Below are 14,198 nucleotides of genomic sequence, written 5' to 3'. Positions count from 1 at the left end.
ACGCACTTCGGTAAGTGCAAGGCTTTTTACCTCACCCCTCCCATTTCGGCCGGAACATCTGAAACGTTTCCGACACCGTAGCAAAGTCCATGTAGCCAAGCCGCGACACCGGCTGCGCCTTGGTCATGTCGACAAGCCCGTTGGTCAGGATCGCCTCGTCGATGTGAACGCCGACGACTTCGCCGGTGACCATGATTGCCTGCACCGGATTGCCGTGACGGTCCGTGGGATGGCGGATGTCGGTGACGACGCATTCCAGCGTTGCAAAGGCTTCCGCCACGCGCGGCGCGCCGATCAGCCGGCAGTCGGCGGCATTGAGGCCGGCATAGTCGAACTCGCTGACGCCGAGCGGCGCATTGACCGACGTCTTGTTCATCGCCACCGAAAGGTTGGCGCTGACGAGATTGGCGGCAAATTCGCGCGTTTCCTCGATGAACGTGACGCTGTCCTTGCGCCCCTCCGAGGAAAACATGATCAGGCAGGGTTTCGTGCTGATCATGTTGAAGAAGGAATACGGCGCCAGGTTGATTTTGCCCTCCGCCGAACGGCTGGATATCCAGCCGATGGGACGGGGCGAAACGATGGCCTTCAACGGATCGTGCGGCAGGCCATGGCCATCATCGAACTTGTAGAACATGGCGGCTCAGCCCTTCCACGGTCCGGCATATTCGGACAGGATATCCTTTACCTCCGGACGCGGGCGCTCCGGCACTTTCGTGTCGCAGCTGCCGATATGGACAAAACCGGCCACCCGCTCATGCGGCGCCAGCCCGAGCAGCGCCCGGCCCTTCTCATCGGATGAATACCAGTTGCTGATCCAGTTGGTGGCATAGCCAAGGCCGTTGGCTGCGTGGACGAGGTTCATCGCCGCCGCGCCGGAGGACAGGAACTGCTCCCATTCCGGAATGTGATGATCGACCTTGGAGAAGATCACGCCAATGACCAGCGGCGCGCGGGCAAAGCGCTTCAGCTCCTGCTCACGCCGCTGTTCGGTCAGCGGCCCTTCCCGCTCCTCGGCCAGATCGGCGAGATATTTGCCAACCTCGACGCGCGCATCGCCGCGATACAGCACAAAGCGCCAGGGTGTCAGGCGGCCATGATCGGGCACCCGCGCGGCGATGCGGACCATGGTTTCGATCTCCTCATCGCTTGGACCGGGAAGGCCAATGGCGGAAATGGGGGTTGAGCTGCGCTGCGACAGAAATTCAATGATGGGAGAAGGCATGAAACGGGGTACCAGATGCTGTTTTTCGAATGGGCGGACAATGTCGCGGTTTCACCGGCCGTGTAAAGTCATGATCGCGTGAAAAAGCCTTGAAATTGCCACTGGCTTCGGATCAAAACAGTGCATGGGCATATTCGACACTCAGAAAGCGGGCTTCGGCTCCGGCACATCCTGGATTTTGCCGGCGGCACTGGCAGCAACCCTGTTGACCACGGGCCTGCTGACCACGGGTGCCCGGGCGCAGGCGCTTGCACCCGACATCGCCACGCCCGATGTGGAATTGCCGTCGATCCCCAATCTCAACCAATATGCCAACCCGAAAGCCCCGGCCAACAATCCGCTTGCCACGGAAGCCGAGCTGGTCCTGTCGGCGAAACTGGCGGAGAACGGCGAAAACATCGGCCGCGGCCTCGTCTGGCGCGTGTTCTCACCGGACGCCGATGCGGATGGCAAGCTGCCCCTGCTGGCAACGGCCAAGGGTGGCACCACCGCGTTCAACCTCGCCCCCGGCAGCTATCTCGTGCATGTGGCCTTCGGCCGGGCGGGCGCCACCAAGCGCATCACCATGACCCGCGCCAAGCGCAACGAGACGATGATTCTCGACGCGGGCGGCGTCAAGCTCAACGCGGTTCTGTCCGGCGGCGCGCGCATCCCGCAGGACCAGCTGCGATTCTCCATCTATGAGGACCACGAGGACGCCAGCGGCGAACGGGCGCTGATCATCCCCGACGTCAAGCCTGAAAGCGTGGTGCGGCTGAATGCCGGGACCTATCAGATCGTCTCCAATTACGGCACGGCCAATGCGGTCATCCGCGCGGATATCCGCGTCGAGGCCGGCAAGATCACCGAGGCCAATGTGGAGCACCGTGCCGCGCAGCTGACGATGAAACTGGTGCGCGAGGCGGGCGGCGAAGCGCTTGCCGATACCGCCTGGTCGGTGCTGACGACCTCGGGCGACATCGTGCGCGAAAGCGTCGGCGCCTTCGCCTCCATGGTGCTGGCGGAAGGCGAATACGTCATCATCGCCAAGAACAAGGACAAGATTTACCAGCGCGATTTCAAGGTCGTTGCCGGGCGCAACCAGGATGTGGAACTTCTGGCGACCAACGGCGCCAGCGCCGCCTCCACCGCCAATCAGCCCGCCAGCGGCGACGATCCGCTGGACTGAGCCAGGACTGGGGCTCAGCGGCGCGTTGCGGCCGGAGCCAGCGCAAACACTGCGCCATACATATAATCCAGCAAATTCTTGCGGTCGGCCAGCGGCGCCAGTTCCGACCAGTCCATCGTGCGGCCGATGCGCACGGTGATGGCCTTACCGGACAGTTTGCGAAATTCGCGGATGAGCAGCGAAATGCGCAGCGTCATCGAAATCTTGCTGGCGAGATGGAAAACCCGGCCGTTCTGCCCGCCGAAATACACCGGGATGACCGATGCCTTGGCCTGCTGCACCAGCTTGGCCGGAAAAATCTTCCAGGGCAGATCCTCCGCCCGGCCAAAACCCTTGGGCGCCGTGGCAACGCCGCCCGCCGGGAAGACGACGATGGTGACGCCTTCTTTCAGCAAACGCACCGCCTCATGGCGGGTGGCCATGTTCATCGCCACCGCTTCCTTGGTTTCGTCGAAGCAGACCGGCAGCGCATAGGGGCGGATTTCCGGCACCTTCATCAGGTCGTTGTTGATGAGCACGCGGAACGGCCGGCCGAGCTGTTCGGCCAGCGCCAGCGCGGCAATGCCGTCGCCGATACCGAAAGGATGGTTGGCGACAATCACCAGCGGCGTGTCGGGCAGATGCTGCGGCGGCCACTGATCCTGAACATCGAGCTTGATGTTGATCAGGTCCATCATGCGGCAGAACACGTCGATCCCCGCCGGGACGATGTCGGTGCGCCAGGCATTGTAGAGCCGGACATAATGGTCGCGGCCGGACAGGCCTTCAATCGAACGGATCAGCCATTGGGTGATGCGCGACTGGGTGTCATTGGCGTAGGAGAGTTCTCTGAACTGCACGATCGCATCCCGGCAAATAATGAAACGGCTGAATAGTCACGCAACTCCATGACAGCGTGATGAAAGTCACCACGCTGTCACAAAGCGATGTGCGGGCCTACTCCGCAGCAGCGCGCAACAGGTCCGGCGGCGTGGCTTCCTCGCCGAGTTGCCGGATCGCATCATCAAGGCTGAGCGACGTCTGGTTCTGCGAACCCAGACGGCGCATGTTCACCGTCCGCTCCTCCGCCTCGCGCATGCCGCAGACGAGAATGACCGGTACCTTCTGCAGGGAATGCTCACGCACCTTGTAGTTGATCTTCTCGTTGCGGAAGTCGGTGATGACCTGCAGCCCCGCCGCCTTCAGTTCCTTGGCGACCTGCCTGCCGTAATCGTCGGCTTCCGTGGTGATGGTGGCCACAACCACCTGCACCGGCGCAAACCACAGCGGCAGATGACCGGCAAAGTTTTCGATGAGAATGCCGAGGAAGCGCTCCATCGAGCCGCAGATGGCGCGGTGGATCATCACCGGCTGCTTCTTCTCGGAAGTCGAGTCGATATAGAACGCACCGAACCGCTCGGGCAGGTTGAAATCGACCTGCGTCGTGCCGCATTGCCATTCGCGGCCGATGGCGTCCTTCAGCGTGTATTCGAACTTCGGGCCGTAGAACGCACCCTCGCCCGGCAGAATGCCGGTCTTGATGTCGTTCGACTGCTGCTGGATCTGCTCCAGCACACCCATCATCACGCTTTCAGCCCGATCCCACAGCGCATCGGAACCGACGCGCTTTTCCGGGCGCGTCGACAGCTTGATGGTGATCTCGTCGAAACCGAAATCCTTGTAGACGGACAGGATCAGGTCATTGATGCGCAGGCATTCGGCTGCCATCTGCTCGTCGGTGCAGAAGACATGCGCATCGTCCTGCGTGAACCCGCGCACGCGCATCAGGCCATGCAGCGCGCCGGATGGTTCATAGCGGTGCACATTGCCGAATTCCGCAAGCCGCACCGGCAGATCGCGATAAGACTTCAAGCCATGCTTGAAGATCTGCACGTGGCCGGGACAGTTCATCGGCTTGAGCGCGAAGACACGCTCGTCGTCGGTTTCATCACCGGCAACCGTGACCTTGAACATGTTGTCGCGATACCAGCCCCAGTGACCCGACGTCTCCCACAGGGACTTGTCGAGCACCTGCGGCGCGTTGACTTCCTGATAGACGCCGTCGAGACGGCGGCGCATATAGCTGACCAGCGTCTGGAACATGCGCCAGCCCTTGGCGTGCCAGAACACGACGCCGGGGCCCTCCTCCTGGAAATGGAACAGGTCCATTTCGCGGCCGAGCTTGCGGTGATCGCGCTTTTCCGCCTCTTCCAGCACATGCAGGTAGGACTGCAGCTCGGCATCGGTGGCAAAAGCGGTGCCGTAGATGCGGCTGAGCATCGGGTTGTTGCTGTCGCCGCGCCAGTAGGCACCGGCCACCTTCATCAGCTTGAAGGCATTGCCGATCTGGCCGGTCGAGGCCATGTGCGGGCCGCGGCACAGATCATACCAGTCGCCCTGCGCGTAAATCTTCAGGTCCTGCCCTTCCGGGATCGCATCGACCAGCTCGACCTTGTAGGCCTCGCCCTTGTCGGCAAAGACCTTGCGGGCCTTTTCGCGCGACCAGATTTCCTTGGTGAACGGCCTGTTGCGGGCGATGATCTCGCGCATCTTCTTCTCGATGAGCGGCAGGTCATCGGGCGTGAAAGGCTCGTTCTTGGCAAAATCGTAGTAGAATCCGTTCTCGATCACCGGACCGATGGTGACCTGGGTGCCCGGAAACAGCTCCTGCACGGCCTCGGCCAGAACGTGGGCGCAATCGTGCCGGATCAGCTCAAGCGCACGCGGATCGTCGCGGGTCAGGATCTCGATGCTGCCGGACTGCTGCAGCGGGTCGGAGAGATCGCGCACGACGCCGTCGACCGCATAGGCCACGGCCTTCTTGGCCAGGGATTTCGAAATGGATTCGGCAAGTTCCGCACCGGATATGGCCGCGTCGTATTCGCGCTTCGAGCCATCGGGGAATTGCATGGATACAGTTTTGGAAACTGTCTGTGACATCAGTTGCTCCTATCCAGTCCCGCCAACAATCGCGGGTGGTGTTTCATGACCGGAACGGCTCCGGCGAGCGGACTTTTATGCGCAGATTGATCCGGCGTAAAGTGGCGGTTGCGGAAAAGCGGGTTTTGACCGCTGCAAGTGGGTGGTGCGTGGTTCGACAAGCTCACCATGAGGGAGTTGGGTGGGCTGCAAGGCCAATCGCGAACGTTGCAGAACTTAGCTCCCTGTAATCATCCTCCTCCCTCATGGTGAGCTTGTCGAACCACGCACCACAGCACTGCGAATGACACAGCAGAAAATCCCTAGTGCGGTTTGCTCACACCCCAGTACCGCCACGGCATGTACCAGACAAAACGCTTGTCCAGCGTTGCCGGCACGGGATCGTGACCGCTGGTGCCGCCCGGCCCGCAGCGGACGAACCGGAACAGGCCCATCCACCCCCCGGTCCACAGGCCGTAACGGGCAATGGATTCATAGGCATATTCGGAACAGGTCGGCAGGTGGCGGCAGGAATTGCCGATGAAGCCGGACAGCGTCAGCTGGTACAGCCGGACGAAGGCCGTGCCGAACAGCCGCCCCGGCGTTTTGCGCCATGGTCCGTTCCAGTTGCGGGAATATTTCTTTCCCGCCGCACGGGAATGGTTGTGGGCGGGGTCAGCGCACATCGGCGGTTCAGGCCGCCGCTTCGGCGTTTTTCTTCTCGATCTGGTCGAGACAATCCACCACCGCCTCGAAGGTCAGCATGGTGGAATTGTGCCGGGCCTTGTAGTCGCGCACCGGCTCGAGAAATTTCAAATCTTCAAAGCGCCCCTGCGGCGGCGCTCCATTCTCTTTTAGCATTTTGAACATGGCATCGCGCACAGCGTGCAATTCCTCGCTGGTCGCGCCGACCACATGCCGCGCCATGATCGACGACGACGCCTGGCCGAGCGCGCAGGCTTTGACGTCATGGGCGAAATCCGTCACCACGCCGTCCTTGACCTTGAGATCGACGATCACTGTCGAACCACAGAGTTTCGAATGCGCCGTGGCGGTTGCATCGGGATTGTCCAGACGGCCAAGGCGCTGGATATTCCCGGCAAACTCCAGAATGCGCGTGTTGTAGACGTCATTGATCATAATGAGCTTCCGCTGGTGACACGGCCCGAAGCGAAGCGCAAACAGACAATTGTCCATCGCTTTGGCCCTATGAATCCCGAATTCACTCTCTATATAGTATGTGAGCGGGCGAGCACAAAGCGCCATGGCGTAAATTCTGCGTCAATGGTAGATGTAGTCGCCCAGGTTCAGCCTCAGGGCCAAGCCGGCTTCAATACACCACGTATTCGTTTCGGAACGACTATCGTGTATTGCCGTTTAACTCGTCGCTCCCTTGAGGGCGACTACGGGAGATCGCGATGGATGCGGTAATAAAAAGTTTGCAGTCACCGACTGGCAATCAGAATAATCTACGACGCCCAACCCAGGAAGAAGCGGAAGCTGCCGTTCGCACACTGCTGCTTTGGGCCGGCGACAATCCGGACCGTGAAGGCCTGCTCGACACGCCGCAGCGCGTGGCAAAAGCCTATAAGGAACTGTTTTCGGGCTATGATGAAGACCCGGAGGAAGTGCTTGGACGCACCTTTGAAGAAGTTGCCGGTTATGACGACATCGTTTTCATCAAGGACATACCGTTCTTTTCGCACTGCGAGCATCACATGGTTCCCATCATCGGCAAGGCGCATGTCGCCTACCTGCCCGATGGCGAGAAAGTAGTCGGCCTGTCGAAGATCGCCCGCGTCGTGCATATCTATGCCCGCCGCCTGCAGACGCAGGAGAGCATGACAGCCCAGATCGCCAATGCGATCCAGGGGTCGCTGCGCCCGCGCGGCGTGGCCATCATGATCGAGGCCGAGCATATGTGCATGGCCATGCGCGGCATCCGCGTGTCCGGTTCGACGACGACCACCACCACCTTTACCGGTGCTTTCAAGGGTGATGTCAACGAACAGGTCCGCTTCATGACCCTCGTCAAGGGTCGCTAAACCAGTCTTTTGCAGAATTGGCAGTCATGTCCAACGGTTCCTTTTCGTCGCCCCTTGCCGACACACATGCAAACGAAGAAGGCGCGGTGTTCGCACCGCGCTTCGATGCCGCCGGTCTCGTGACCGCCGTCGTCACCGATGCGCGTGACGGCCATCTCCTGATGGTGGCGCACATGAATGCGCAATCGCTGCGTCTGACTTTGGAGACCGGCATCGCCCATTACTGGTCGCGGTCGCGCCAGTCGCTGTGGAAGAAGGGCGAGACCTCCGGAAACCTGCAAACCGTTGTCCGAATGCGCACCGATTGCGATCAGGATGCGCTTTGGCTGGAGGTAACGGTGGCTGGAAACGGCCCGACGTGCCATACTGGCCGCCGATCATGTTTCTACCGTCAGGTCGTCAGCGAAAATGGCACATCCCATCTGGTCATGACGCCGGAGGCGTAGCATATTTCTGCTCTCCGGTGCCGTTGATCGGCTGCTCTCGTTTTCGTTGGTTGGCTAAGCGGCCATAATTCCGCAATATTCATCCTTTGGATACCAAAGTGAGGGGATAATGTGCGAATACGACTTTAGGAGTGCATGCCATGCTCGAATGGGCATCGCGACGGTTACGTGCGGCAGAACCGATTGGCGTTACGAACGGTCCTGAAACACCTGTCATGGATCCGTCCCCCCACAGTGACAAGAGAGCCCCCATCGCGCTGGCCCTGGGCGGCGGCGCGGCGCGCGGCTGGGCGCATATCGGCGTGCTGCGCGCGCTCGACGAGGCCGGTATCGAGATTTCCATGATTGCGGGAACGTCGATCGGCGCGCTGGTCGGCGGCTGTTATCTCGGCGGCAAGCTCGACCAGCTGGAGGAATTCGCGCGCAGCCTGACCAAGCGCGGCATTTTCTCGCTGCTGGACCTGCGGTTCGGCGGCAGCGGCCTGTTCGGCGGCATGAAGCTTGACAAGCGCCTGCGCGATCATCTCTCCGAGCTGTCCATCGAAGACCTGCCGAAACCGTTCATCGCGGTGTGCACGGAGATCAACACCGGCCACGAAATCTGGCTGACGCGCGGCAACCTGATCACCGCCATGCGGGCATCCTATGCCCTGCCCGGCGTGTTCGAGCCGGTCGAGTGCAACGGCCGCATCCTGGTGGACGGCGCGCTGGTCAATCCGGTGCCGGTTTCCGTCTGCCGCTCCTACGAGCAGCCTCTGGTGGTGGCGGTGAACCTGCACTACGACCAGTTCGGGCGTGCCGCGGTGATCAAGCATTCCGCCGGAGCGACGCTTGCCGCCGATGCCGAACGCGAGGGCGCGGTGGCGCATTTCCGCGCGGCGCGCGCCACGCGGCTTGGCATTACGGGCGTGATGATGGAATCGTTCAACATCATTCAGGACCGGATTTCCCGCGCCCGCATGGCCGGCGATCCGCCTGACATCGCGCTGCTGCCGAAAATCGGCCATGTGGGGCTTGCCGAGTTTCACCGCGCCGACGAGGCGATCAAACTCGGCTATGAGGAAACCATGGCCCGGCTCGGCGAGCTTGAGCGCATGCAGAAGGTCGTGTTCTGACCCGATCCGTCAGCGCAACCGCTTCAGGCGGTTGCGATATAACTGCGAATTTCCTGGGACTCGCGCTCCACTTCCTCGATGCGCAGCTTCACCACGTCGCCGATGGACACGATACCGTGCAACCGGCCATCCTTTTCGACCGGCAGGTGACGGAAGCGGCCGCGGGTCATCATTTCCATGACCTGGTTGACCGTATGCTTTTCCGTGCACACGCTGACCTTGATGGTCATGATTTCAGAAACGGGACGCCAGAGCACATCGGCGCCATCGGCAGCAATGGCGCGCACGACGTCGCGCTCGGACAAAATGCCCTTGATGGCCTTCTTGTCATCGACGATGACAATGGCGCCGATCTTGTGTTTGGCCAGTGCGGCGACCGCGTCGCCAAGGGTCGTTTCGGGTGCTGCGCTAAAAACGTCGTAGCCTTTGCGTTCCAGTATCATTTTGACTGTCATGTACGTCCTCCTTGCACATAAGTCCTAACGCTGACCGCCGCGATCCTCCTTTATCCCGGCGATCAATACGCCATGGTGCGCGTATGTTGCCCCCAATGCAACAGCTTTGCAATCATACCAACAATTCAGCGCCGGTCGCTGCGATCAAACAGGGCAATGCCCAGAAACCCGATGAGAAAGCCGCCAATATGCGCTTCCCAGGCGATCGTTGCGGCATCTCCCGGCACGACGGCGAAAAGGCCGGTGCCGATATTGGTAATGAACCAGACGGCGACGAAAACGAGAACCGTGCGGGTTCGCAGCGCAACGGCAATCGGCAGGATCGGCCCGGTAAACGCAGCGGAATTGCGCTGGGTCGAGCGGCGGAAACCGAAGCGCGCGGCCGCCCCCATCATGCCGGATATGGCGCCGGAGGCACCGACCAGCGGGATCGGGCTGGCGGGGTAAATGGCAAAGTGCATCATGACGGCGGCAACGGCGGTGACGATCCAGAACAGCGACGTGCGCAGCGGCCCGATGCGCGCCGCCAGCGGCGAGCCGAAGGCGGCAAGCCAGACCATATTGAGCGCTATATGGGCAAAACTGCCATGCATGAAGGAATAGGTGATGGTGGTCAGCCAAGCGGCGGGCGAATAAAATCCGCCGAACTGGGAAAACCGCGCGGGAATGAAGGCATAGTCCAGCAGGAAATTGTTGTCCTGCGCCTCGGTCAGCACATAGTTTTCGACCAGGAACACCGCCGCGCAGATGGCGAATATGGCGAGGATGACGCCGGGAATGTTGAAGATCGGCTCGCGTGCCGGTGATTGATCAGGGGTGCTCATAGGTCTGTCATTCTTCCCGCAACTGATTCATTGCAATGCGTGCTTAGCAGCAAACTCTCCAAACAAAAATAAGGCCGTTCAATGATGTTGAACGGCCCCAAGCTGGATACATGAACATAGAACTCTACTCGCCCCCCTTGTCGCATACCGGCACCGCCCGCTCAATCTAAACCATTTGTTAACCTTAATCGTCCCCTGCGGTGGACGCAGCCGCTTCGCCAATGGCGCTTCCCGCCTGCCGGTGCCAAAGTCAGCGCTCGTGGACAGCGGGTGGTGCTTGGTTCGTGGCGCAAGACCGGAATATCAACAGGAAGCAGCATATGCGGCACGACGGAACCAGCGAGATCTTCGCCTACTGGAACGATCTGCGCGGAACCCGTGCAGCGCCGGAACGGCGGGAGATTTCGCCCGCGCTCATCCGCTCGCGCCTGTCCGAAACCTTCATCCTGCGCGCCAGCGGCCCCGGCGAAGCGCGGTTCCGGCTGGCGGGAACGCGCATCTGCTCGATCTATGGCCGCGAACTGAAAGGCCAGAGCTTCAGCTCCATCTGGCAGGCCAAGGACAAGGCCGTCATCGCGCGCATCATCGCCAGCAGCCTGACCAGCAAGACTGTCGTCCAGTCGACCTATGAGGGCAAGAGCAGCCGCGGGCGCAAGATGCTGTTCAACCTCATCCTGCTGCCCCTCGCCAACGAGGTGCATGAACGGCACCTGCTCGGCATGATCGCACCGGCCGGCAAGCCGTTCTGGCTGGAATCCGACGCGATCATCGAAAACAGCCTGCGGTCCATCTCGATGATCGATCCGCGCAATCCTGCCAATATACCTGCCGGCAGCGTCCGGGCTGAAGATCACAAGCCCCTGATTTCCAATATACTCCTGCCTGCTCCCAATGGCAGCCGCCGGGTCAGGCATCTCATGGTCTTCGACGGCGGGAAAATCTTGGATTAGGTTAGTAAATTCTAAGCAAACCATGCCTGCGTTACATCGCCGTTAAGACTTGTGTTCTAATCTTCAGAGATAAAGAGTCATTTTAAGCCTTCGGACACACTTCATGCATCTGACCCGTGACGATTCAACCCAGACTATCGCCACGACGGGAAAATTCCATCGCGTGAAGGTCGAACTTTACGGCCGCTTCATGCTGGAAGACCGGAGCGAACATGTCGGCCAGATCAGTGAAATGTCGCCGGGCGAGGCCCTGTTCACCACGGAAGTCATGGCCGGCACGGGCGAGCGCATCATCGCCTATGTCGATCATATCGGCCGCATCGAAGGCACGGTGGAGCGCCTCGTCAGCAACGGCTTTTACCTTTCGCTGGTCGCATCGGAGCGCAAGAAGAACAAGATCGCGGCGCAGCTGACCTGGCTTGCCAACAAGCATGAGCTGGACATGCCGGAAGACCGGCGCCACCAGCGTATCGCGCCGCGCAATCCCATTGCCAAGCTCGGCATGGCGGATGGCCGCGAATATCCCTGCCGCATCATCGATCTGTCGATCTCCGGCGCGGCCGTCGAAATCCGCATGCGCCCTGCCCTGCACAGCCAGGTCGTTCTCGGCTCCATGCGCGGACGTGTCGTGCGCCATTTCGAGGAAGGCATTGCCATCGAGTTCGCGACGGTCCAGAGCCGCGAAGCCATCGAAATCTCCCTGCAGAATTAAATATCATTCGCTTGGTTACCAAATGACTTCAGCGTGCAAGCCATGCAGCGGCACGCTTTAAGCGATCATAAATAATTGCTTTCCGAGAAAAACCAAACTTTAACCGAAATATACTTCGTATACTTTGTGAAATTCACGCTTTAAACAAAACAGTAATATTCAATAATACTTTGCAACGGGTGATAGTTTATTTTTTGCTACCCGTTTTGTTCGGATTTACTGCTTCAGATTTCCGTCAGATCAAGGTCTCCCTGTCATTGTCACCTCAACCGGGGAGACGACGGTATGATAAAAAGCATAATTCTTGCGGGCGCAGCCCTTCTGTTGATGAGCATAGGCACCCAGGCGGGCCCGGCGCGGTCCACGGCGACGGTGATGCAGACCGGCGGGCGCACTTCGCAGCCCATCGGCCATTACGATTTCTGCCAGATCTACCAGGACGAATGCCGCATCCGCAGCATCAGCGACACGCCGGTGTCCCTGACGCCAAAAGTCTGGGCGCAGCTGGTTCAGGTCAACACCCAGGTCAACACGGATATCAAGCCGGCCACGGACATGGAAATCTACGGCGTCGAGGAATATTGGGGCTATCCCGACAAGGTCGGCAATGTCGGCGACTGCGAAGACTATGTGCTGCTCAAGCGCCGGATGCTGATGCAGCGCGGTCTGCCCGTCAGCGCGCTGCTGATCACCGTCGTGCGCCAGATGAACGGCGAAGGCCATGCGGTTCTGACCGTGCGCACCGACCGGGGCGACTATGTGCTCGACAATCTGGAACCGCAGATCAAGCCGTGGAACGAAACGAGCTATGACTATCTGAAGCGCCAGTCGACGCATTATACCGGCGCATGGGTGTCCATCACCGACGACCGCCAGGTTCTGGTCGGCAGCATCGGGAAATAATGCCGGACAGGATCAGCTGATCTCAAGCCCGCGCATGAAACGCCTGGCATTCTCGACATAATGGGCGGCGGAAAGCCGGAGCTGTTCGATGGCAGCCTCGTCCAGCGTGCGGATGACCCGTGCCGGCGATCCGACAATCAGCGCATTGTCGGGGAACTCCTTGCGCTCCGTCACCAGCGCCCCGGCACCCACCAGCGAATTCCTGCCGATTTTCGCACCGTTGAGAATGATGGCGCCGATGCCGATCAGCGTGTTCTCGCCGATGGTGCAGCCGTGCAGCATGGCGCGGTGGCCGATGGTGCAGCCCTCGCCGATCGTCAGGGGATAACCCATATCCGTGTGCATCACCGTATGTTCCTGCACATTGGTGTTGCGGCCGACATGGATCAGTTCATTGTCGCCGCGCAGAACGGCACCGAACCAGATGCCGGCATTTTCACCGAGAAAGACCTTGCCGACCAGCGTCGCATCGGGCGCGATCCAGTTCGATTTCCGGTGTTCAAATTCAGGCGCGTGGCCGTCGAGCGTGAATAGGGGCATGGTTCCTCCTCAGATTCCTTGCGCTCAGCTTAGCGACCCGCCGCCCGCTTGGCGATGCCGATGCGAATACAACTTTCACGTGTGGTTAACCATAAATCAGCACTTTGAGGTTAGCCTTCCTGTCAACCGAGGCAACAGGACCCGAAGGTTGATGCAAGCTTCCGCACAGCGCGTGGAATCGATAACGGGCAGCCCCTTTCTGCAGCGCATTTTCTATGGCGTCGCGGCACTCGCCCTCCTGACCCTCGGGCTTGTCGTTGCCGGGCATTATTTCGGCCATACGATTTCCCTCGGCGGGCATACGGAAGACACCGATGTGCATGAGGTGGTGATCGGCAACAGCGTGCTGGCGCTGCCGGCCAACACCATCCGCTTCCGGGCGCAGCGGCGCGACGGCGTGGCGCAGCGGGTTGACCTATACCTGCACTGGCCCGACATGCAGGGCTACCAGCCGGAATTCATCCGGGATTTCAACGGTGCGGGGGAAAAGAAGGCGCTGCTCTTCCTGACGTTTGAGCCGCGCGCAACCTCGCGCGACATGTCCGGCCGCTACGGTCCGGTCTATAGCACCCTGACGGACGGCCCCGGCATCAAAGGCCCGGCGGGCCTGACCATCCAAACCTTTCGCGCCACCAGCGGTTTCGTCAGTGAACAGCTCGTCTCCTCACCGGAAAGCAAGGGCCGCAGCTTCTTTGTCGCGCGCTGCCTCGACGAGGCCACGTCGAAAAGCAATCTCGCCTCCTGCCAGCGGGATGTTTTTATCGGTGAGGATTTGCAGCTGACCTACCGATTCCCGCGCGAATTTCTCGCCAACTGGCAGGAATTGGAGCAAAAGGTCCTGGCCTTTGCGCAAGGCCATCTCAAGACACCGAAGTGACGCCGAATGCGGGCGGCACTTCCATTCCAAACGGCGTTAA

The 14,198-nt window shown here is 60.4% G+C and carries 17 protein-coding genes; 8 read left to right on the top strand and 9 right to left on the bottom strand.

Going from position 1 to position 14,198, the window contains the following annotated elements; genetic code table 11:
• Nucleotides 1–31: 31 nt before the first annotated feature.
• Together ACIQWS_RS07020 and ACIQWS_RS07015 are read right to left on the bottom strand one after the other, a co-directional pair.
• Entirely contained in the window at nucleotides 32–637 is a 606-nt protein-coding gene (locus ACIQWS_RS07020) for a flavin reductase family protein (RefSeq protein WP_403173508.1), read from the bottom strand.
• A 6-nt stretch (nucleotides 638–643) separates the two neighbouring features.
• Entirely contained in the window at nucleotides 644–1,225 is a 582-nt protein-coding gene (locus ACIQWS_RS07015) for a nitroreductase (protein WP_403173505.1), read from the bottom strand.
• Nucleotides 1,226–1,349: 124 nt separating this feature from the next.
• Here ACIQWS_RS07015 and ACIQWS_RS07010 point away from each other — a divergent pair, with 124 nt between their 5' ends.
• The gene (locus ACIQWS_RS07010) at nucleotides 1,350–2,393 is read left to right on the top strand and encodes a hypothetical protein (protein ID WP_346306629.1); all 1,044 of its coding nucleotides are present in this window, start codon (nucleotides 1,350–1,352) and stop codon (nucleotides 2,391–2,393) included.
• Between the two features lie 14 nt (nucleotides 2,394–2,407).
• Here the strand turns inward: ACIQWS_RS07010 and ACIQWS_RS07005 are convergent, their stop codons facing one another.
• The 4 genes from ACIQWS_RS07005 to ACIQWS_RS06990 form a co-directional block, all read right to left on the bottom strand.
• On the bottom strand, nucleotides 2,408–3,232 hold the full coding sequence (locus ACIQWS_RS07005) for a lysophospholipid acyltransferase family protein (protein WP_346306628.1): 825 nt from the start codon (nucleotides 3,230–3,232) through the stop codon (nucleotides 2,408–2,410).
• 97 nt (nucleotides 3,233–3,329) lie between these two features.
• On the bottom strand, nucleotides 3,330–5,312 hold the full coding sequence (thrS, locus tag ACIQWS_RS07000; RefSeq protein WP_403173497.1) for a threonine--tRNA ligase: 1,983 nt from the start codon (nucleotides 5,310–5,312) through the stop codon (nucleotides 3,330–3,332).
• Nucleotides 5,313–5,614: 302 nt separating this feature from the next.
• Nucleotides 5,615–5,977: a membrane protein insertion efficiency factor YidD gene (gene yidD / locus ACIQWS_RS06995; RefSeq protein ID WP_403173492.1), complete on the bottom strand. Its 363-nt coding sequence runs from the start codon at nucleotides 5,975–5,977 to the stop codon at nucleotides 5,615–5,617.
• Between the two features lie 7 nt (nucleotides 5,978–5,984).
• Entirely contained in the window at nucleotides 5,985–6,431 is a 447-nt protein-coding gene (locus ACIQWS_RS06990; RefSeq protein WP_288193931.1) for an iron-sulfur cluster assembly scaffold protein, read from the bottom strand.
• Between the two features lie 278 nt (nucleotides 6,432–6,709).
• On the opposite strand from ACIQWS_RS06990, the gene folE reads away from it, so the two are divergent.
• From folE to ACIQWS_RS06975, 3 genes are all read left to right on the top strand, one after another.
• Nucleotides 6,710–7,336, top strand: a complete 627-nt coding sequence (gene folE, locus ACIQWS_RS06985) for a GTP cyclohydrolase I FolE (protein WP_223615120.1) — start codon at nucleotides 6,710–6,712, stop codon at nucleotides 7,334–7,336.
• Between the two features lie 26 nt (nucleotides 7,337–7,362).
• On the top strand, nucleotides 7,363–7,782 hold the full coding sequence (gene hisI / locus ACIQWS_RS06980; RefSeq protein WP_403173479.1) for a phosphoribosyl-AMP cyclohydrolase: 420 nt from the start codon (nucleotides 7,363–7,365) through the stop codon (nucleotides 7,780–7,782).
• Between the two features lie 215 nt (nucleotides 7,783–7,997).
• A complete protein-coding gene (locus ACIQWS_RS06975; RefSeq protein WP_288193934.1) occupies nucleotides 7,998–8,897 on the top strand; it encodes a patatin family protein in 900 nt (299 codons plus the stop codon).
• A 23-nt stretch (nucleotides 8,898–8,920) separates the two neighbouring features.
• On the opposite strand, the gene ACIQWS_RS06970 is transcribed toward ACIQWS_RS06975, so the two are convergent.
• Nucleotides 8,921–9,352, bottom strand: a complete 432-nt coding sequence (locus tag ACIQWS_RS06970; protein ID WP_223615123.1) for a CBS domain-containing protein — start codon at nucleotides 9,350–9,352, stop codon at nucleotides 8,921–8,923.
• Nucleotides 9,353–9,477: 125 nt separating this feature from the next.
• Entirely contained in the window at nucleotides 9,478–10,176 is a 699-nt protein-coding gene (locus tag ACIQWS_RS06965; protein WP_288193936.1) for a rhomboid family intramembrane serine protease, read from the bottom strand.
• A 320-nt stretch (nucleotides 10,177–10,496) separates the two neighbouring features.
• On the opposite strand from ACIQWS_RS06965, the gene ACIQWS_RS06960 reads away from it, so the two are divergent.
• The 3 genes from ACIQWS_RS06960 (at nucleotide 10,497) to ACIQWS_RS06950 (ending at nucleotide 12,741) form a co-directional block, all read left to right on the top strand.
• Nucleotides 10,497–11,126 (top strand): PAS domain-containing protein, encoded by a 630-nt coding sequence (locus tag ACIQWS_RS06960; RefSeq protein WP_403173466.1) that lies wholly within the window; start codon nucleotides 10,497–10,499, stop codon nucleotides 11,124–11,126.
• Nucleotides 11,127–11,229: 103 nt separating this feature from the next.
• Complete coding sequence (locus ACIQWS_RS06955) at nucleotides 11,230–11,838, top strand: PilZ domain-containing protein (protein WP_346307594.1); 609 nt, start codon at nucleotides 11,230–11,232, stop codon at nucleotides 11,836–11,838.
• A gap of 285 nt (nucleotides 11,839–12,123) precedes the next feature.
• Nucleotides 12,124–12,741: a transglutaminase-like cysteine peptidase gene (locus ACIQWS_RS06950; protein ID WP_403173460.1), complete on the top strand. Its 618-nt coding sequence runs from the start codon at nucleotides 12,124–12,126 to the stop codon at nucleotides 12,739–12,741.
• 12 nt (nucleotides 12,742–12,753) lie between these two features.
• On the opposite strand, the gene ACIQWS_RS06945 is transcribed toward ACIQWS_RS06950, so the two are convergent.
• Nucleotides 12,754–13,281 (bottom strand): gamma carbonic anhydrase family protein, encoded by a 528-nt coding sequence (locus tag ACIQWS_RS06945; RefSeq protein WP_403173453.1) that lies wholly within the window; start codon nucleotides 13,279–13,281, stop codon nucleotides 12,754–12,756.
• A gap of 151 nt (nucleotides 13,282–13,432) precedes the next feature.
• On the opposite strand from ACIQWS_RS06945, the gene ACIQWS_RS06940 reads away from it, so the two are divergent.
• Nucleotides 13,433–14,158 carry a hypothetical protein gene (locus ACIQWS_RS06940; RefSeq protein ID WP_403173450.1) on the top strand — a complete coding sequence of 242 codons (726 nt, stop codon included), beginning with the start codon at nucleotides 13,433–13,435 and terminating at the stop codon, nucleotides 14,156–14,158.
• Nucleotides 14,159–14,198: the final 40 nt, after the last annotated feature.

The organism is Phyllobacterium sp. NPDC097923 (assembly GCF_044760925.1).
GTDB classification, from domain to species: Bacteria; Pseudomonadota; Alphaproteobacteria; order Rhizobiales; family Rhizobiaceae; genus Phyllobacterium; species Phyllobacterium calauticae.
The sequence above is the reverse complement of the archived record's forward strand: the minus strand, read 5'-3'. Positions and strand labels throughout refer to the sequence as shown.